Below are 17,823 nucleotides of genomic sequence, written 5' to 3' on the forward strand. Positions count from 1 at the left end.
TGTGCCTGGGATCAGTGATGTCGCGCCCAGTGTCCCACGAAGTCCCGAAACCGGGCGCAGGATCGCCCCGGCCGCCTCAGCCCTGAGCGGTCAGCAGCTGTTCGGTCGCCAGGTCGCGGTACAGGCCGTCCTGCGCCATCAGGTCGGTGTGCCGGCCCACGGCGCGCACCTGACCGGCGTCCAGGACGACGATCTGGTCGGCGCTGGTGACCGTGGACAACCGGTGCGCGACCACGATCACATTGGTGCGCGCGGCCGCTTCAAGCATCACCTGCCGCAGCGCGGCCTCGTTGGCGGCGTCGAGCTGGGACGTGGCCTCGTCGAGCAGCAGCACGCGCGGGCGGCGCAGCAACGCTCGGGCGATCGCCACCCGTTGCCGCTCCCCTCCGGAGAGGGTCACCCCGCGCGGCCCGACGGCGGAGTCCAGCCCGTCCGGGAGGCGCGCCACCAGCTCGCTCAAGCGGGCCTGCGCGACGACGGTCTCGATCTCCTCCTCAGTGGCGTCGGGGGCAGCGAGAGTGAGGTTGCTGCGCAACGTTCCACTCAGGACCGGGGCGTCCTGTTCGACGTAGCCGATCATCGATCGCAACTCACGCAGCGACCAGTCCTCGACCGCGACACCATCGATGCGGACCTGCCCGGCCGTGGCCGGGTAGAAACCCTCGATCAGTGAGAAGATGGTCGTTTTGCCTGCCCCGGAGGGGCCGACCAGGGCCGTCAGCCCGGTGCCGGCCGCGGTGAAGGTGATGCCGCGGTGCACCGGGGCGAGCCCGGCCTCGTACCGGAACTCGACGCCGTCGAGCTCGACCCGGGCGGGGGCCGGACCGTCCGACGCGGGAGCAGCGGAGCCGGCGCCGCGGGCGGTGCCCCCGTCGAGGTCCTCACGATCGAGATGGTCCACCTGCTCCACCCGGGCGACGGCGGCCAGGCCCGTCTGTAGCTGGGACAGCGCCGCCACGAGCGAGCCGATCGGGCCCATGAGGTAGAAGAGCATCAGCAGGAAACCGATGAGCGAGCCGATCGTCATCGCTCCGTCGGCCACGCGCGCCCCGCCGAGACCGAGCACCACCAGGAAGGCGATGTTGACCGGGAGGAAGGCGAGCACACCCGCGAGCGCCTCCCAGACCGCCACGGTGACACCCTTGTCCCTGGCCTCGACGGCCGCCCGGTCGAGCGCGGCGATCTCACGGTCCTCGGCCCCGGAGGCCTTGATGGTGCGGAAGGCGCCGAGCGCACGCTCCAGGATGGCACCCATGTCTCCCAGGGCGGTCTGGGACTCCCGCGTCGCGGCGCCGATCCGGGGCATCACCACCAGCATCACGAGCGTGACCACCGCGGCCATGGTGAGGGTGACGGCGAAGAGCACCAGGTCGATCCAGGCCATCAGCGCCAGCCCGCCGAGGAGCATGAAGACCGCGGTGAGACCGCCGATCACCGTGGTGGAGGCCACGGTGCGCAGCAGATTCGTGTCGGAGGTCAGGCGGGAGACGAGATCGCCGGACTTGAGCCGGTCCACCTCGGGGACGGTGAGGTGGACGAGCTGGCTCACCAGCCGGCGGCGCACGGTGAGGATGATGTTCTGACCCGTGCGCTGCATCAGGTAGGGGCCGAAGGCCTCGAGCACGGCGCCGGCCAGGACGGCTCCGCTGAGGATCCAGAGCAGGGTCGCGAGCGGGTCACCCGCCCCGAGCGCCTCGATGATCGACATCGCGATCAGTGGCTGGACGAGGCCGACGATGCCGCCGAGGAAGGTCAGCACGCCGCCGATGAGCAGCAGGCGCAGGTGGGCGCGGGCGTAGAACCACAGCCGGCGGATCGAGGCCGGGGCGTCGGTGGCGACCGGCTCCGGAACGTCGGCGGCGGGGCTACGCGGGTCGATGCCGGGGTCGATGGCTGCGTCGCCGCCGGTCTCGGCCCCGGGTGCGGGTGATGACGAGGACACGGGTCCCTCCTGGAGGATGTCGGTGGCTCGAATGTAGACCGCCGCTGCCCCACCGTCATCGCCCGTGAGGAGGACCTCGCGCGCGGTCGCTCACCCTCCCGCGCCGCCGCAAGGCAGAGGTGCGCACGGGGCGGTCCTGCGCCGTCGGTAGGGTCTGACCGGAGAAGGACGGAACAGGGTGGGCAGATGAGGATCTCGGCGAGGGCGGACTACGCGGTCCGGGCTGCTGCGGAGCTGGCGGCCGGCGCGGACGAACCCATGACGGCCCAGGCCCTGGCGCGGGCCGCGGCGGTGCCGCATCGCTTCCTCGAGAGCATCCTGACCGATCTGCGGCGCGAGGGAGTGATCGTCAGCCGCCGTGGTGCCGGTGGCGGCCACCAGCTCGCACGGCCGGCGGCGAGCGTGACGATCGCGGACGTGATCCGTGCCGTGGAGGGGCCCCTGGTGTTCGTCCGCGACGAACGACCGGGCGACATCGCCTACGGAGGGGCAGCGGCCGCGCTGCCCGAGGTCTGGGTGGCGCTGCGGGCGAACGTCCGCGCGGTCCTGGAGCGGGTGAGCCTCGCCGACCTCGCAGCCGGCCGCGTGCCCGCGTCCGTGCGGCGCCTCACCGAGGACGAGGACGCCTGGCGCGCCCCGTGAGGACACCCGCTCGGATCGGCCGATGACCACGATGCGGACCTGTCACATTCCCGGGTAATCCGACCGTTTCAGTCGGATATGTTCGGCGAGTTCGTCGCCGACCCGAGGAGTTCTCATGATCACGCTGGTGCTACTCGCCCTGGTGGGGCTCGGCGCCCAGCTCGTCGACGGCAGCCTCGGCATGGGGCACGGCATCACCTCCACCACGCTGCTGCTGGCCATCGGCGTCCAGCCGGCGGCCGCCTCGGCCACCGTGCACCTGGCCCAGATCGGCACCACCTTCGCCTCCGGGCTGGCCCACCACCGGTTCGGGAACGTGAGCTGGCCGGTGGTGCGCAGGCTGGCACTGCCGGGTGCGATCGGGGCATTCCTGGGGGCGACCGTGCTGGTCCGGCTACCGGTGGCGACCGCCGCTGCGCTGATGGCCACCCTGCTGCTCGGCCTGGGTTGCTTCGTCCTGGTGCGGTTCTCGGTCGGCGGGTTACGCGCCGACCGGATCGGCCGCCCCCTGCGGCGCCGATTCCTGGCCCCGCTGGGCCTGGTGGCCGGGCTGGTCAGCGCCGTCGGTGGCGGCGGCTGGGGGCCCGTGGGCACTCCCGCCCTCCTCGCCACCGGGCGGCTGGAGCCACGGCAGGTGGTCGGATCGATCTCGACCAGCGAGTTCGTGGTGGCCGTGGCGGCCAGCGCTGGCTTCCTGCTCGGGATCGGCACCGCCGGCGTCGACCTGCGCTGGGCTCTGGCACTGCTGGCCGGCGGAGTGGTGGCGGCGCCGCTGGCCGCCTGGCTGGTGCGCCTGGTCCCGGCCCGGGTGCTCGGCATCGCCGCCGGCTGCCTGATCGTGCTCACCAACCTGCACTCCCTCACCGGCGTGCTACCCGAGGGCGCCCGCTGGCTCACCTACGCCACCGGCGCCCTCATCTGTGTGGCGGCAGCCTCGACGGCGATCCTCGCCCACCGGCGGGTCGCCGCCGAGGCGAGCTCCCCGGCACCACTGGTGGGCCAGGGGGCCGAGCGCTGAGAGCTACGGTCCACTCGTGGCGGCGTGCTGGGCCACCCACGCGTGCATGGCGATCGCGGCCGCCGCACCGGCGTTGATCGAGCGCGTCGAACCGAACTGGCTGATGTGCAGAACGCTCTCGCTGGCCTGCTGCGCCTCGGCACTCAGCCCCGCCGACTCCTCCCCGAAGAGCAACACGCACGCGGCCGGCAACGCCCGTCCCTCGATCGGGACCGAGCCGGGCACGTTGTCGATGCCGATCAGCGGCAGGCCGGCCTCGGTGCACCAGCGGGCGAAGGAGGCGATGTCCTCCCAGTGCTGCACGTGCAGGTAGCGGTCGGTGACCATGGCACCGCGCCGGTTCCACCGCCGTCGGCCGATGATGTGCACCCGGGCCACGTTGAAGGCGTTGGCGGTGCGCACCACCGACCCGATGTTGAAGTCCCGTCCCCAGTTCTCGATGGCCACATGCAACGGGTGACGGCGGGTGTCCAGATCGGTGACGATCGCCTTGACGCGCCAATACCGGTAGCGGTCGGCGACGTTGCGGCGGTCCCCGTGGGCCAGCAGCTCGGGGTCGAGGTGGGCCCCGGTCGGCCACGCCTCGCGCCCACCCGGCCATGGGCCGACCCCCACCTCGTGCTCCATGGCGACCAGTATCCCGCCCGGGGCGGCCTTCCTCGCGCCTCGAGCCCCTCCAGCCCTCCAAGGGCCGAATATTTGACCCCTTCTGTGGGTTGACCCCGAACTTCGGGCCCTGGGAGCGGTCTCGGCGCGGTCAATCGCGAAGACGGGCCACGTCACCGGGACCATACTGGAGCGAAGGCGCCGATTTCAGCACTGCCCGGAGGAGACGAGATGCCCCAGATCGCCAACTGGCTCACCGATATGGACGGCGTGCTCGTGCACGAGGAGGAGGCGCTGCCCGGCGCCGCTGACTTCGTAGCGGCGCTGCGCGAGCGGGAGATTCCGTTCCAGATCCTCACGAACAACTCGATCTACACCCCGCGTGATCTTGCCGCCCGGCTGCACAGCTCCGGTATCGAGGTCGAGGAGACCTCGATCTGGACCTCCGCGCTGGCCACCGCCACCTTCCTCGCCGACCAGGTCGACCGCGGCAGCGCCTTCGTGATCGGCGAGGCAGGCCTGACGACGGCGCTGTACGAGAAGGGCTACACCCTCACCAGTTCCGACCCGGACTACGTCGTGCTCGGGGAGACGCGCACCTACTCCTTCTCCGCGATCACCAAGGCCATCCGGTTCGTGGCCGGCGGCGCGCGGTTCATCGCCACCAACCCCGACGTCACCGGCCCCTCGTCCGAGGGTCCGCTCCCGGCCACCGGTGCGGTGGCAGCCATGATCACCGCCGCCACCGGCCGCAAGCCCTACTTCGTCGGCAAGCCCAACCCCGTGATGATCCGCACCGCGTTGAACCGGATCGACGCCCATTCCGAGCAGACCGCGATGGTCGGCGACCGGATGGACACCGACGTCGTCGCCGGTATGGAGGCCGGCCTGCGCACCTTCCTCGTGCTCAGCGGCTCGACGAAGGCCGAGCAGGTGGAGGACTACCCCTACCGCCCCTCCGAGGTGGTCGACGGCATCGGCGATCTCCTCGGGATGCTCGACGACTGATCCCGGACGCCCGCGGTCGCCCGACCGGGCGCACGAGAAGGCCGGGCTCGCGATGCGAACCCGGCCTTCGCCGTCGTGGTGGCCTCAGCGATGCGGCGGCTGGTGGCCCTGCTGGCCGTACCCGCTCGGCGGCGGCTGATAGCCCTGCAGGCTACCCGGCTGCACCGGGGAGTCGGTGGGCAGCGGGGCCGGTGCGGGCTGCTGCTGGGAGTAGACGCCGGTGTGGCCGGCCTGGTCCTGGAAGGAGACCCTCGGCGCCGTGCGCACCGCCGGATCGGTGACCTCGAAGTACTCGGCCCGGGAGAAGTGGAACATCTTGGCGATGATGTTCGGGGGGAAGGTCTCGACCTTGGTGTTGAGCGAGCGTACGTTGGCGTTGTAGAAGCGCCGTCCCGCGGCGATCCGGTCCTCGGTGTTGGTCAGCTCGGCCTGCAGCTGCGTGAAGCTCTCCACCGAGCGCAGCTGCGGGTAGGCCTCGGCGACGGCGAAAAGCCGGCTGATCGCACCGGAGAGAGCGTCTTCCTGCGCGGCCTGCTGCGCGGGGGTCGAGCCCGGCTGCGCGGCCTGGGCGCGGGCCCGGGTCACCTCGTCGAAGACCGCCCGCTCGTGCGCGGCGTAGCCCTTGACGGTCTCGATCAGGTTCGGGAGCAGGTCGTAGCGGCGGTGCAGCTCGACGTCGATCTGGCGCCATGCCTCCTGCACCAGGTTGCGCAGCTTGACGAAGCCGTTGTACGTGGCCACCGCCCAGATGACGACGATCAGCACGAGCGCCAGAACGATCAGCCCGAGAACGATGCCGACCTCCATGGTGCTCACCTCCATCTCCGGTGTCTCCGAGGGGCGGGATCCCCAGCGGCGGGGCGGAGCGCGCCCCCTTCTGCCTGAGACCCTACTGCGGTCCGAGGCCCAGGTCAGCAGCCGAGAGCACCCACAGGTAGGGCAGATCTGCCCGTTCGACCGCCTCCCGGGCGCCGGTGTCCCGGTCCACCACCGAGGCCACCGCCATCACCTCGGCGCCGGCGTTGCGGCAGGCCTCGACCGCCGTCAGGGCACTGCCACCGGTGGTGGAGGTGTCCTCCAGGACCACCACGCGTTTCCCGGCGACGTCAGGGCCTTCGACCTGCCGCTTCATCCCGTGCCCCTTGGCCTCCTTGCGCACGAGGAAGGCGTCGAGATCCAGGCCGCGGCTGGCCGCCGCGTGCTGGACGGCGCAGACCACCGGGTCCGCCCCGAGCGTCAGGCCGCCGACGGCATCGATCTCGCCCGGACCAAAGCCGGACTCCTCCAGCCGGTCCAGCAGCAGGTGGCCGATCAGCGGGGCGGCCTCGTGGTGCAGGGTGACGCGGCGCATGTCGACGTAGTAGTCGGCCTCCTTCCCGCTGCTCAGGACCACCCGGCCGTGCACGACGGCGTGGGTGCTGACGAGCTCGGCGAGTCGCCGGGCGGGGGTGCTGGCTGGGGCGGCGTTGTTGGTGGTCACGGCCGCCAGGGTAGCGCCGGGCGGTGACGAGGCGGTCCGCCCGGCCGCGTTACGGTGTCCGGCGTGCGCATCGCGAGCTGGAACGTGAACTCCGTCCGGGCCCGGGTCGATCGCGTCGTCTCCTGGCTGGAACGCCACGACGTCGACGTGCTGCTGCTGCAGGAGACCAAGGTCAAGGACGAGGCGTTCCCCGTCCTGCCGTTCGAGGCGGCCGGCTACGAGGTGGCCCACCACGGCGTGAACCAGTGGAACGGCGTCGGGATCTGCTCCCGGGTGGGCCTGGCCGAGGTGCAGCGCTCGTTCGAGGGCCAGCCGGAGTGGAAGGAGCAGGTGGAGGCCCGGGCCATCGGGGCCACCTGCGCCGGCATCCGGCTGTGGAGCGTGTACGTACCCAACGGGCGCACCCTGCTCGACCCGCACTACCCGTACAAGCTCGCGTGGCTGGCGGCACTGCGGGACGCCGCTGCCGACTGGGCCGCCGACGGCACGCCGGTCGGCCTCCTGGGTGACTGGAACGTCGCCCCCATGGACTCCGACGTGTGGGACATCTCCCTGTTCGAGGGCGCCACGCACGTCTCGCCCGCCGAGCGGGCGGCGTTCGCCGCCTTCCAGGACGTCGGCTACCGGGAGATCACGCGTGAGCACGTGCCTCAGGCCTACACCTACTGGGACTACCAGCGGCTGCGCTTCCCCAGGAACGAGGGGATGCGCATCGACTTCGCCCTGACCTCGCCTGCACTGGCCGACCGGGTGCGCGCGGTCAGGATCGACCGGGACGAGCGGAAGGGCAAGGGTGCCTCCGACCACGTCCCGGTCGTGCTCGAGGTGGAGTGACCGCCTAGCAGACAACGGCAGCGTTTGTCCCGAGCAGCGATCGCCCGTGGGGCCGATTCTTTGACCGTTTCTCGCTGAGAGGATCAGGAGAATCGGCCCCTGGGTGGGGCTGGAGCCCCGGCCCTACCGCTCGACCTCGCTCAGGCGCCCATCTCCTTGCCGGTCTCCACCAGCGTCTTGAGCCCGGACAGGCACCACGGCCAGCCGCCGCCGCCCTGGGCGGGCTCGCCACCGCCGGCCACCTCGGCCGCGTACTCCGGGGCCGCCGTCAGGTCGTGGGTGAGCGTGACCTGGGTCAGGCCCGAGGGGTACTCCACCAGCTCCCACGTCAGGCGCGTGGGCGCACTCTGGGGGTGCCAGGCCGGTGACCAGTCGAGCACCAGGCGAGTCGGCTCGTCGGCTTCGACGACCGTCCCGGTGACGGCGACCTCCCCCATCCCCATCTGCTTCATCTCCTCGGTGGTCAGGTTGCGATAGGCCCCGCCGGGCCGGAGGTCGTACTCCGACTCCCCGCCGTAACCCCACCGGGTGGTGTACTCGGACTCGGTGATCGCCTTCCAGATGGTGGCGGCCGGGGCGTGGATGTAGATGCTGTAGATCTGGATCAGGCTCTCGCTCATGACTCGTCCTTGGGTTCGGTGGGCTCGCTGGGTTCGCTCAGCAGCTCCTGCTGGGCGCGTTCGAGGGTTTCCTTCATCCCGAGCAGGACCGAGGCGATCGCCGCCCGCTCGGTGTACTTGCCGATCCATCGCTGATGGATCTGCTGGATGGGCACGGGGTTGAGGTAGTGGTGCTTGGCCCGGCCGTGCTTGCGCGTGAGCACCAGGCCCGCGTGCTCGAGCTGCCGCAGGTGCTTGGACACCCCGAACCGGGTCATCTCGGTGTGCTCGTTGATCGCCGCCTCCAGCTCCCCCAGGGAGCGGCCGTCCCGCTCGAAGAGCAGGTCGAGCAGACGACGGCGGACGGGGTCCGCCAGCGCCTTGAAGACGGGGTCGTCGTCGAGCATGGAAAGAATTTAGGTGACCAAATGGTCACATGTCAAGATCGGGCCCGATCCCGGCTATCGTCGTGGCCATGACGCACCCCGGTGACCAGCCACCGGCGCCGGGCACACCGCCCCAGCCGGACCCCCAGTCGTGGGCCGCGCCGACCACCTGGGGCGCTCCGTCGGGTTCATCAGGCCCGCCGGAGGTCCCGGTCCCCGCGCCGCCCCCGACGACGGCGGCCGGGCCGCCCGGCCGGAGCATGTACGGCTCGCGGCCCGCTGCGCCCGCCACCGACCAGGACTCGTACGGCCAGTTCACCTTCCCGGTCATGCAGCGCGCCCGGCTCGAACCGGCTGCCGTGGCCTCCGTGGCGACCGCGGTGCTGGGCCCGGTGGCCATCGTCCTGGGTGCACTCGCCCACCGGCGGATCCGCCGCAACCGGCGTCGCAGCCCTGCCCTGGCCTGGACGGGCATCGGCCTCGGCGCCCTGGTCACGCTGGCATGGGTGCTCACCGTCGTGGTCCTGGCCGGCAACGGCACGATCGACCGGCTCACCGAACGACCGCAGGCCGGCGATGTGGAGTCGGCCCGCACCGTGGGCGCCTCGAACGTGGCGGTGGGCAACTGCGTCGAGTTCCTGCCCCCCGGCGAGCAGGTGGGGGAGGTCCGCCTCGTGCCGTGCGACCAGGCCCACATCGCCCAGGCAATCTCCAGCCACGAGCTCGACGGCGTCTTCCCCGGGGCGCAGGCCGTCGCCGACCAGGCGCTCGCCGCGTGCGAGCCGGACGTGAGCGCCCTGGAGAGCACCGGCACTCCCGTCACCACCTGGTACCTGGCGCCGACCCCGCAGGCCTGGGAGCAGGGCTCCACCAGTGTGGTGTGCCTGGCCCGTGGCAGCACCGGGCCGTTCGAGGGCGACCTGCTCGCAGGATGAGCGACCACGGCCACGAGTCGGACGGCGACCGGCCCCTCTCGGAGGGCCTGCCGCCGCCGCAGGGCAGGCACGCCGGCTCGTGGGCGGGACCCCGTCGGCGAGCCGGGTCGGCGGACGTGGGCCCCACCCACCGCCAGCGACGATCCACGGGTACCGTCCCGGCGGTCGTCGCCGTGCTCAGCGGCCTCGCCTTGCTCGCCACGGTCCTCGTCCTGGGCCTGCGCCACCTCTCCCCCGCAGACCCCGCCCCGACGACGGCCGGCGCTCCACCGTCCACCCCGGCACCGGAGCCGGCGGCGACCCCGGCCGCCGCCACGGGGCCGGCCGAGGAGAGCGACACCGTCTCCGAGACCGATCTCACCGTCGGGCTCTGCCTCGAGGACTACGAGCTCGGCGCCGAGGAGATCACCCGGGTGGAGTGCTCCGCACCCCACCGGTTCGAGGTCTTCGCCCAGGAGCGGCTCAGCGACGAGGAGTACCCCGGCGAGGAGGACGTGATGGCCCGCGGCGAGGAGTTCTGCCGCGACGCCCTCCTCACCGGTCTGCCCGATGAGGTGGACATGGCCTCCATCGTCTACCGCACCATCTCACCCTCGCCGGCGACCTGGGAGGCGGGCGAGCGCACGCTGACCTGCATCGTGGGGGCGGACTCGGGGCACCGGCTGAGCGGCAGCTTCACCGACGACCTGGGCGTGACGATCACGCCGACGCGCTGAGGCAGGCCGCGACAGTAGCGGCGGGCCGAGCCCGACTTCTAGAGTCAGCAGCATGAGCGCACCGTGGGACCCCAATCAGCAGCCCGGCCCACCCCCGGGCCCCGGGGCGCAGCAGCAGCCCGGGCATGGAGCGCAGCCCGGTTACGGACAGCCCGGGCACGGTCACCCCGGGTACGGTCCGCAATCCGGATACGGGCAGCAACCCCAGCAACCGGCTCCCTCCTACGGTCAGCAGCCGGGCTACTACGGTCAGCCGGCGCAGGCAGGCTACGGCCCGCCGGGCTACGGCGCCCCGTACGGCCAGCAGTTCGGCGCTCCCCCGCCGAAGAACCGTGCGCCGCTAATCGTCGGGATCGTCGTGCTCGTCCTGGTGGTCGCCGTCGGCGGCTTCCTCGCGCTACGCCTGCTCACCGGCGAGGAGGAGCAACCCACCGCAGGGCAGACGGCGGCACCCATCGACGGCCCCGAGGAGATCGAGGACCTCGACCTGCTGCCCGGGCACTGCCTGGAGTCGCTGGAGTACCTCTATCCCGGCGACAACCTGCTGCAGGCACTGCCGTGCCAGGACCCGCACGGTCTGGAGGTCTACGCCGAAGAGCTGGTCGAGGAGGCCGACTACCCGGACTTCCCGGGTGAGGACGTCTTCGGCACCGCAGCGGACGAGTTCTGCCTCGCCGGGATCGACACGGCGCTACCGGCGGGCCTGGACACCACCAACATCGGCTACCACTCCCTCTACCCCTCGCAGGAGACCTGGGACGCCGGGGATCGCAAGTTCACCTGCCTGATCGTGGCCGACGACGGCTACACGTTCACCGGCAGCGTCGTCGCCGGCGACGACGTCACGATCTCCTGACACTCCCGGCCCCGACGCACGAGCGCCGGGGCCGGTGTCGGGAGCGCGGCGGCTCGTCAGGACGCCGTCAGCACCAGGCCCTGGTCGGTCAGCGAGGCCGGGCGGTCCACCGTGACGGAGCCGCCGTCGAGGATCTCCCCCGCCAGCAGCATTCGTGCGAGCCGGTCGCCGATCTCACGCTGGACCAGCCGCCGCAGCGGCCGCGCCCCGTAGGCCGGGTCGTACCCCTCCAGCGCCAGCCACTCCCGGGCGGCGGGGGTGACCTCCAGACCGAGGCGCCGGTCGGCCAGGCGCTCGGCCATCCGCTCCAGCTGCAGGTCCACGATGCTCCCGAGCTCGTCCAGGCTGAGCGCGTCGAAGACGACGATCTCGTCGAGCCGGTTGAGGAACTCCGGCTTGAACGAGGCCCGCACGGCGGCCAGCACCTGCTCGCGCTTGGCCTCGCTCCCGAGCGAGGCGTCCACGAGGAACTGGGAACCGAGGTTCGACGTCAGCACCAGAATCGTGTTGCGGAAGTCCACGGTCCGGCCCTGACCGTCGGTGAGCCGGCCGTCGTCGAGTACCTGCAGCAGCACGTCGAAGACCTCCGGGTGCGCCTTCTCCACCTCGTCGAGCAGGACCACCGAGTACGGACGCCGGCGCACGGCCTCGGTCAGCTGGCCGCCTGCTTCGTAGCCGACATAGCCGGGAGGAGCCCCGACCAGCCGCGCCACCGAGTGCTTCTCGCCGTACTCGCTCATGTCGATGCGCACGATCGCGCGCTCATCGTCGAAGAGGAAGTCGGCCAGGGACTTCGCCAGCTCGGTCTTGCCGACGCCGGTGGGCCCGAGGAACAGGAAGGATCCAGTGGGCCGGTCCGGGTCGGAGATCCCGGCACGGGAACGGCGCACGGCATCGGAGACTGCCCGCACGGCGTCGCGCTGGCCGATCAGGCGCTCGCCGAGCACGTCCTCCATGTGCAGCAACTTCTGCGTCTCCCCCTCAAGCAACCGGCCGGTGGGGATACCGGTCCACGCGCCCACCACCTCGGCGATCTCCTCGACGCCGACATGGTCGGCGATCATCGGCACCGTCGCGCTCGTGGCCGCGTCACGCTCGGCGGCCTCTGCCTCGGCGATCTGCTGCTCGACGGCGGGAATCTCTCCGTAGAGCAGGCGCGAGGCCCGCTCGAGGTCGCCCTCGCGCTGGGCACGTTCGGCATCGGTGCGCATCGCGTCGAGCTGGGCCTTGAGGTCACCCACCCGGTTGTGGCCGGCCTTCTCCGACTCCCAGCGCGCGTTCAACCCTGCGAGCTCCTCGGAGCGGTCGGCCAGGTCGGCGCGCAACTTCTCCAGCCGCTCACGGGAGGCCTCGTCGGCTGAGTCCGAGAGGTAGGACTCCTCCATCTTCAGCCGGTCCACGGCGCGCCGTAGCTCGTCGATCTCCACCGGGGAGGAGTCCAGCTCCATCCGCAGCCGGGAGGCTGCCTCGTCGATCAGGTCGATCGCCTTGTCCGGCAGCTGGCGGCCGGGGATGTAGCGGTCGGACAGCTGCGCGGCGGCCACGAGCGCACCGTCGGCGATGGTCACCTGGTGGTGGGCCTCGTACTTGGGTGCGATACCCCGCAGGATGGCCACGGTGTCCTCCACCGAGGGCTCGCCGACGAAGACCTGCTGGAACCGGCGCTCCAGCGCCGGATCGGTCTCCACGTGCTCGCGGAACTCATCCAGCGTGGTGGCCCCGACCATGCGCAGCTCCCCGCGCGCCAGCATCGGCTTGAGCATGTTGCCGGCGTCCATCGAACCCTCGGAGGCGCCCGCCCCGACGACGGTGTGCAGCTCGTCGATGAAGGTGACGACCTCGCCGTCGGAGCTCTTGATCTCGTCCAGCACGGCCTTGAGGCGCTCCTCGAACTCGCCCCGGTACTTCGCCCCGGCCACCATCGCGGCCAGGTCGAGGGAGATCAGTCGCTTGTCCCGCAGCGAGTCGGGCACGTCGCCGTCGACGATGCGCTGGGCCAGCCCCTCCACCACGGCGGTCTTGCCGACACCGGGCTCGCCGATCAGCACCGGGTTGTTCTTCGTGCGACGCGAGAGCACCTGCACCACCCGGCGGATCTCGGAGTCGCGCCCGATGATCGGGTCGATCCTGCCCTCGCGTGCGGCGGCAGTGAGGTCCACGCCGTACTTCTCCAGCGCCTGGAACGTCCCCTCCGGGTCGGCGGAGGTGACCCGCCCGCTCCCGCGCACCTGGGGCAGCGCGGCGAGCAGCTGATCGCGCGAGGCCCCCGCCCCGCGCAGCGCCTCACCGACGGCACCGGCGTCCTTGGCGAGGCCGAGCAGGAGGTGCTCGGTGGAGACGTACTCGTCACCCAAAGCCTTGGACTCGTCGCCGGCGGCGTCGGTCACCGTCAGCATGGCGCGCGACATGCGAGGCTGGCTCACCGAGGAGCCGGCCGCGGCGGGCATGGCCGCCAGGATGCCCTGGGTCTGCTGACCCAGATGGCCCAGGTCGGCGCCGACGGCACCGAGCAGCGCGACGGCGACCCCGTCCGTCTGCTGCAGCAGGGCACCCAGTAGATGCGCCGGTTCGAGCTGGGCATGACCGGCGCTCGTGGCTGCTCGGACGGCGGCCGAGACCGCTTCCTGGGACTTGGTGGTGAGCTTGGTGTCCATCGACCCTCCGTGTGCTGTCCGTGTCTGCTCTCGACAACCATGCCAGAGTTGAGTCTATTCCACTCAACCCCCTGGCACAGTGACGTGCGATTCTCGCTGCAGCCAGCGCAAGCCTGGGTCACACTGGGCTCGAGGCATCCGACCGGAGGCCGCAAGCGGCGAGACGAGGAGGAGATCCGCATGCCGGGTTTCGACGAGCTGAAGAGGAAGGCGCAGCACGCGCTGGGCGACGAGCAGAAGACCGACGACGCCCTGAACCGCGCCGCACGCTTCGTCAACGACAAGACCGGCGGCAAGCACGCCGACAAGGTCGAGAAGGGCCGCGAGTTCCTCGACGACAAGGTCGGCGAGGAGCAGGGCGGCCGCGAGTCCTCCACGTTGGAGGACCCTCCCCCCGCCGAGCAGCCCGGGTCAGGCGACCACCGGCGATGAGCCCGTCCCCCGCAGGCTCGCTGCCGGGCAGGCCTGCCGGCCCTGCGGGCCGCCGGTCCCGGCGATGAGTGAGCCCGGAGGCCACGCCGGCAGCGCCGAGTGCCTCTTCTGCCGGATCGCCGCGGGCACCGATCCGGCACGCCTCGTGCTCACCACCGAGCACGTGGTCGCCTTCCTCGACGTCCGCCCGGTGTTCGCGGGCCACACGCTGCTGGTTCCGCGCGAGCACGTGCCCACGCTGGTGGACCTGCCCGCCCGCCTGTCGGCTGAGTTCTGGGAGACCGGCCGGCGGCTCGCGGCGGCACTGCCCCGGGGGCTCGGCGCCGAAGGCACCTTCGTGGCGATCAACAACGTGGTGAGCCAGTCCGTCCCGCACCTGCACCTGCACGTGGTCCCCCGCACGAAGGGCGACGGGCTGCGCGGCTTCTTCTGGCCCCGCACCCGCTACGCCGATGAGGCGGAGGCGGAGCGGACGGCCGAGCGCATCCGCGCCGCGTTGGCCGAGGAGCGGTCTGCACCCTGACGGGCCGGCAGGTGGCAGACTCGATCGGGTGAAGCACCTCCTGCGCGCCCTCGTCCTGCTGCTGTGCATGGCCGGACTGGCCGGCTGCTTCCGGGTGGACGGGGCACTCACCCTCGCCCCGGACGGGGCGAGCGTCTCGGGCGAGGTGACGGTCGCCGTCGCCCGGCAGTGGGCGCAGGACAACGGCGAGGACCTGGAGGCCATCGTGGCCGGGATCGAGTCCGATCTGGCGGCCAACCCCGATCAGGGGGTCAGCGGAGAGCGGTTCGAGACCGAGGACCACCTCGGGATCACTCTCTCGCTGGCCGATACCCCGGTGGAGCGGCTCGAGGCAGCCACGAGCGGGGCGCTGCGCATCTCCGGCGACGATCAGGAGTTCACGGTGGTCGCCGACCTGGCCGGCCTGGCCGAGGCCGAGGGCAGCGAGGGGTGGTCGGCCGACCTGGCGCTCACCTTTCCTGAGGGGGTCACCCGCCACGACGGCGACCTCGAGGGTTCGACGGTGACGTGGCAGCTCGATGCCGATGACCCCGCCCTGCGCGCCACCGGCCCGACCCCGGGAGCGAGCACGCCGTTCCCCTGGATCCCCGTCTCGGCGGGACTGATCCTGCTGGGAGGGGTGGGGTTCGCGCTGATGTCGTGGCGACAGCGCCGCTCGCGGACCTGAGTCGCTCTGCTCACCGGCCACCAGTCCTACCTCTGAACTTCCCCGGGAGGCACTCCGCGACGCCTAGTTCGCGCACCCGCCCGCCGCATCTGTCACTCTGAGCCCATGACACATCACCGCCCTGAACGCGCCGCTCGCGAGGCGGCCGACAACCCCTGGTTCGAACGCGTCGCCCGGGCCGGTTTCGTCGCCTCCGGACTGGTTCACCTGATGGTGGGCGCCCTGGCCGTGCGCATCGCGCTCGGCGGCGGTGGCGAGGCCGACAGCAGCGGCGCGCTGCAGGCGCTGGGCTCGGCCCCCGGCGGGGCGATCCTGTTGTGGATCTGCACGATCGGCTTCCTGGCGCTGGCGTTGTTCCAGTTCCTGACGGCGGCCGTCGGTGGCGGTGGCGCCGGCGACAAGGTCAAGGCCGCGGGCAAGGGGGTGCTCTACGGGGCGCTGGGCGTCTCGGCCCTGCAGTACGCCACCGGTTCGGGCGGTTCGGGCGGTCAGAGCAGCACGAGCATGACCGGCCGGCTGATGCAGCTGCCCTTCGGGCCGATCCTGGTGGCGGTGGTGGGGGCGGTCGTGATCGGTGTCGGGATCTACCACGTGCACAAGGGGTGGACCCGCGGCTTCCTCAAGGACCTACGCGCCTCTGGTCACGGCACTCTCGGGCGGGGCATCACCGGGGCCGGCCGCGCCGGCTATATCGCCAAGGGCATCGCGCTGATCATCGTCGGCGGACTGTTCGGCGTCGCAGCCTGGCAGTCGGATCCGGACGAGGCCACCGGCCTGGACGGCGCCCTGAAGACGCTCGCCGAGCAGCCGTTCGGCACGGCACTGCTGCTGGCAGTCGCGATCGGGCTGATCCTCTACGGCGTCTACAGCTTCGCCCGCGCTCGTTACGCGCGGATGGACTGACGCCCGAGCAGCTTCACCACACCGGCGGGCGCCGGTCAGCCCAGGGCAGTGCCTCCTCGAGCGCGGCCGCCAGCGAGAGCAGCCGCTCCTCGCCACCCAACCCCGCTCCCAGGGCGACCCCGAACGGGACCTGGGGGCCGCCGTCGGAGCCCTCGGCCGCGGCCTGGTGCAGCGGCAGTGACATCGCCGGCCAGCCGAGGATGTTCCAGGTGCTGGTCCAGGGCGTGTAGGCGCACTGCGCCCAGAAGTCGCCCTCGGGATCGGCGTCGTCGCGGATGGAGCCGATCGGCGCGGGCGGCTGCGCGAGGGTGGGCATGCAGATCACGTCGAGCTCGGACCAGGCCGCGGCGGTCTTGCGGGTCAGCCGCTGCCCGGCGCTGATCGCGTTCGCGTACGCCAGCCCACTCACGCCCCGGCCGCGCTCACGCATCCAGCGCGTCAGCGGCACCAGCACCCCCTCGGCCCCCTCCGGCACGGGAGCACTGGCCGCCATCACCGACCAGACGTCCAGGAACGGCAGCCACTCCTCGGCCTCGAACGGGACCGGCGCCTCGGTGACGTGGTGGCCGAGCGCCTCCAGCGCCCGGGCAGTCTTCTCGACGGCGGCTCTCGCCTCCGGATGGACCGGCGCGCCAGGCGTGATCAGTGGCGTGGTCAGGACGCCCACCCGGAGGCCCTGCTCCCGGCGGTCGCAGGCGTCGAGGAAGGTGGTCTGCGGGCCGGGCAGCAGCGCGGAGTCGCCCGGCCACGGGCGGCTGAGCACGTCCAGCGCCAGGGCAGTGTCGCGCACGTCCCGGGTGAGCACGCCCTGGGTCGCCAGCGCCGGACCGTCCACCCCGTGCGGGCCGTTGGAGACGCGACCACGGCTGGCCTTGAGGCCCACGAGGCCGCAGGTGCTGGCGGGGATGCGGATCGAGCCGCCGCCGTCGCTGCCGTGCGCGATCGGCACAATGCCTGCCGCCACGGCCGCGGCGGCACCACCGGAGGAGCCACCCGCTGAGCGGGTCAGGTCCCAGGGGGTGCGCGCCGGCGGTGCGATGTCGGGCTCGGTGTAGCAGGGCAGCCCGATCTCGGGGGTGTTGGTCTTGCCCACCATCACGCTGCCGGCCTCGCGGAACCTCGTCACGACGCCGTCGTCGACCTGTGGGACGAAACCCTCCAGGGCCGCGCTGCCGGCACGCATCGGCACCCCGGCCACCATGGTGAGGTCCTTGATGGGCAGCGGGACGCCCAGCAGGGGGCGGGTAGCGGCCAGCTGCTCGGGCGAGGACTCCTCGAGCAGGCAGGTTGCGTCGTCGGCCTGGGCCCGGGCGAGTTCGGGGCTGCGAGTCACGAAGGCGCCGATCCGCTCGCTCAGGGCATCGGCGCGCGCTTCGGTGTGGGCGAGCACCTCGGATGGCGAGGTCCGGCGGTCCCGGATCGCGGCGGCGAGTTCACGGGCGGTCAGATCGTGCAGGTCGGCCATGGCACGAGCCTATGCGCCGACCTACCTTCCTGGTACGGACCGCGACTGGGCGATCGGTCGTTGCCGGGAACCTGGGTCGGTCGCGGAGACCGCGGCCCGACTACCCGCGAGCGCAGAACCTGCACTCCGCCTCCCGACCTGTTGACGCGCTCGCGAA

General features: G+C 71.9%; 20 protein-coding genes. 11 read left to right on the plus strand and 9 right to left on the minus strand.

The genetic code is table 11. The features are described from left to right. Positions 1 to 76: 76 nt before the first annotated feature. Positions 77 to 1,942: an ABC transporter ATP-binding protein gene (locus LQF12_RS14525; protein ID WP_231053614.1), complete on the minus strand. Its 1,866-nt coding sequence runs from the start codon at positions 1,940 to 1,942 to the stop codon at positions 77 to 79. Positions 1,943 to 2,128: 186 nt separating this feature from the next. Here LQF12_RS14525 and LQF12_RS14530 point away from each other — a divergent pair, with 186 nt between their 5' ends. Both LQF12_RS14530 and LQF12_RS14535 read left to right on the plus strand, forming a co-directional pair. After that, positions 2,129 to 2,584, plus strand: a complete 456-nt coding sequence (locus LQF12_RS14530) for an RrF2 family transcriptional regulator (RefSeq protein ID WP_231053615.1) — start codon at positions 2,129 to 2,131, stop codon at positions 2,582 to 2,584. Positions 2,585 to 2,699: 115 nt separating this feature from the next. Further along, the gene (locus LQF12_RS14535; RefSeq protein ID WP_231053616.1) at positions 2,700 to 3,602 is read left to right on the plus strand and encodes a sulfite exporter TauE/SafE family protein; all 903 of its coding nucleotides are present in this window, start codon (positions 2,700 to 2,702) and stop codon (positions 3,600 to 3,602) included. Between the two features lie 3 nt (positions 3,603 to 3,605). Here LQF12_RS14535 and LQF12_RS14540 read toward each other — a convergent pair whose 3' ends face one another. After that, complete coding sequence (locus LQF12_RS14540; RefSeq protein ID WP_231053617.1) at positions 3,606 to 4,229, minus strand: TrmH family RNA methyltransferase; 624 nt, start codon at positions 4,227 to 4,229, stop codon at positions 3,606 to 3,608. 210 nt (positions 4,230 to 4,439) lie between these two features. Between LQF12_RS14540 and LQF12_RS14545 the strand changes: the two genes are divergently transcribed. Next, entirely contained in the window at positions 4,440 to 5,216 is a 777-nt protein-coding gene (locus LQF12_RS14545; protein ID WP_231053618.1) for an HAD-IIA family hydrolase, read from the plus strand. 84 nt (positions 5,217 to 5,300) lie between these two features. Here LQF12_RS14545 and LQF12_RS14550 read toward each other — a convergent pair whose 3' ends face one another. After that, positions 5,301 to 6,023: a LemA family protein gene (locus LQF12_RS14550; protein WP_435531246.1), complete on the minus strand. Its 723-nt coding sequence runs from the start codon at positions 6,021 to 6,023 to the stop codon at positions 5,301 to 5,303. Between the two features lie 82 nt (positions 6,024 to 6,105). Continuing rightward, positions 6,106 to 6,696 (minus strand): orotate phosphoribosyltransferase, encoded by a 591-nt coding sequence (gene pyrE, locus LQF12_RS14555; RefSeq protein WP_231053620.1) that lies wholly within the window; start codon positions 6,694 to 6,696, stop codon positions 6,106 to 6,108. A 63-nt stretch (positions 6,697 to 6,759) separates the two neighbouring features. Here pyrE and LQF12_RS14560 point away from each other — a divergent pair, with 63 nt between their 5' ends. Next, positions 6,760 to 7,530, plus strand: coding sequence for an exodeoxyribonuclease III (locus tag LQF12_RS14560; protein ID WP_231053621.1), 771 nt, complete (start codon positions 6,760 to 6,762; stop codon positions 7,528 to 7,530). A 140-nt stretch (positions 7,531 to 7,670) separates the two neighbouring features. Here the strand turns inward: LQF12_RS14560 and LQF12_RS14565 are convergent, their stop codons facing one another. Genes LQF12_RS14565 through LQF12_RS14575 form a run of 3 tightly spaced genes read right to left on the minus strand, consistent with a single transcriptional unit; the run spans position 7,671 to position 8,846 of the window. Further along, positions 7,671 to 8,150, minus strand: a complete 480-nt coding sequence (locus tag LQF12_RS14565; protein ID WP_231053622.1) for an SRPBCC domain-containing protein — start codon at positions 8,148 to 8,150, stop codon at positions 7,671 to 7,673. Then, positions 8,147 to 8,536: an ArsR/SmtB family transcription factor gene (locus LQF12_RS14570; protein ID WP_231053623.1), complete on the minus strand. Its 390-nt coding sequence runs from the start codon at positions 8,534 to 8,536 to the stop codon at positions 8,147 to 8,149. The genes LQF12_RS14565 and LQF12_RS14570 overlap by 4 nt, the downstream gene beginning before the upstream one ends. Positions 8,537 to 8,561: 25 nt before the next feature. Beyond that, on the minus strand, positions 8,562 to 8,846 hold the full coding sequence (locus tag LQF12_RS14575) for a hypothetical protein (RefSeq protein WP_231053624.1): 285 nt from the start codon (positions 8,844 to 8,846) through the stop codon (positions 8,562 to 8,564). On the opposite strand from LQF12_RS14575, the gene LQF12_RS14580 reads away from it, so the two are divergent. The 3 genes from LQF12_RS14580 to LQF12_RS14590 are packed head-to-tail and all read left to right on the plus strand — an operon-like array spanning position 8,845 to position 11,022. Beyond that, positions 8,845 to 9,450: a DUF4190 domain-containing protein gene (locus LQF12_RS14580; protein WP_231053625.1), complete on the plus strand. Its 606-nt coding sequence runs from the start codon at positions 8,845 to 8,847 to the stop codon at positions 9,448 to 9,450. The two genes, LQF12_RS14575 and LQF12_RS14580, sit on opposite strands and share 2 nt — an antisense overlap. Next, positions 9,447 to 10,166 (plus strand): septum formation family protein, encoded by a 720-nt coding sequence (locus LQF12_RS14585; protein WP_231053626.1) that lies wholly within the window; start codon positions 9,447 to 9,449, stop codon positions 10,164 to 10,166. The genes LQF12_RS14580 and LQF12_RS14585 overlap by 4 nt, the downstream gene beginning before the upstream one ends. 52 nt (positions 10,167 to 10,218) lie before the next feature. Then, positions 10,219 to 11,022, plus strand: coding sequence for a septum formation family protein (locus LQF12_RS14590; protein ID WP_231053627.1), 804 nt, complete (start codon positions 10,219 to 10,221; stop codon positions 11,020 to 11,022). Between the two features lie 56 nt (positions 11,023 to 11,078). Here LQF12_RS14590 and clpB read toward each other — a convergent pair whose 3' ends face one another. Next, positions 11,079 to 13,676, minus strand: coding sequence for an ATP-dependent chaperone ClpB (gene clpB / locus LQF12_RS14595; protein ID WP_231053628.1), 2,598 nt, complete (start codon positions 13,674 to 13,676; stop codon positions 11,079 to 11,081). A gap of 180 nt (positions 13,677 to 13,856) precedes the next feature. Here clpB and LQF12_RS14600 point away from each other — a divergent pair, with 180 nt between their 5' ends. The 4 genes from LQF12_RS14600 (at position 13,857) to LQF12_RS14615 (ending at position 16,201) form a co-directional block, all read left to right on the plus strand. Further along, positions 13,857 to 14,108, plus strand: a complete 252-nt coding sequence (locus LQF12_RS14600; RefSeq protein ID WP_231053629.1) for an antitoxin — start codon at positions 13,857 to 13,859, stop codon at positions 14,106 to 14,108. Positions 14,109 to 14,172: 64 nt separating this feature from the next. Then, positions 14,173 to 14,631: an HIT family protein gene (locus LQF12_RS14605; RefSeq protein WP_231053630.1), complete on the plus strand. Its 459-nt coding sequence runs from the start codon at positions 14,173 to 14,175 to the stop codon at positions 14,629 to 14,631. 28 nt (positions 14,632 to 14,659) lie between these two features. Then, the gene (locus tag LQF12_RS14610; RefSeq protein ID WP_231053631.1) at positions 14,660 to 15,298 is read left to right on the plus strand and encodes an LppM family (lipo)protein; all 639 of its coding nucleotides are present in this window, start codon (positions 14,660 to 14,662) and stop codon (positions 15,296 to 15,298) included. 105 nt (positions 15,299 to 15,403) lie between these two features. Beyond that, a complete protein-coding gene (locus LQF12_RS14615; protein ID WP_231053632.1) occupies positions 15,404 to 16,201 on the plus strand; it encodes a DUF1206 domain-containing protein in 798 nt (265 codons plus the stop codon). A 13-nt stretch (positions 16,202 to 16,214) separates the two neighbouring features. Here the strand turns inward: LQF12_RS14615 and LQF12_RS14620 are convergent, their stop codons facing one another. After that, positions 16,215 to 17,666 (minus strand): amidase, encoded by a 1,452-nt coding sequence (locus LQF12_RS14620; RefSeq protein ID WP_231053633.1) that lies wholly within the window; start codon positions 17,664 to 17,666, stop codon positions 16,215 to 16,217. Positions 17,667 to 17,823 lie beyond the last annotated feature (157 nt).

Origin of the sequence: Ruania suaedae, from assembly GCF_021049265.1 — a bacterium.
Classification (GTDB): domain Bacteria; phylum Actinomycetota; class Actinomycetes; order Actinomycetales; family Beutenbergiaceae; genus Ruania; species Ruania suaedae.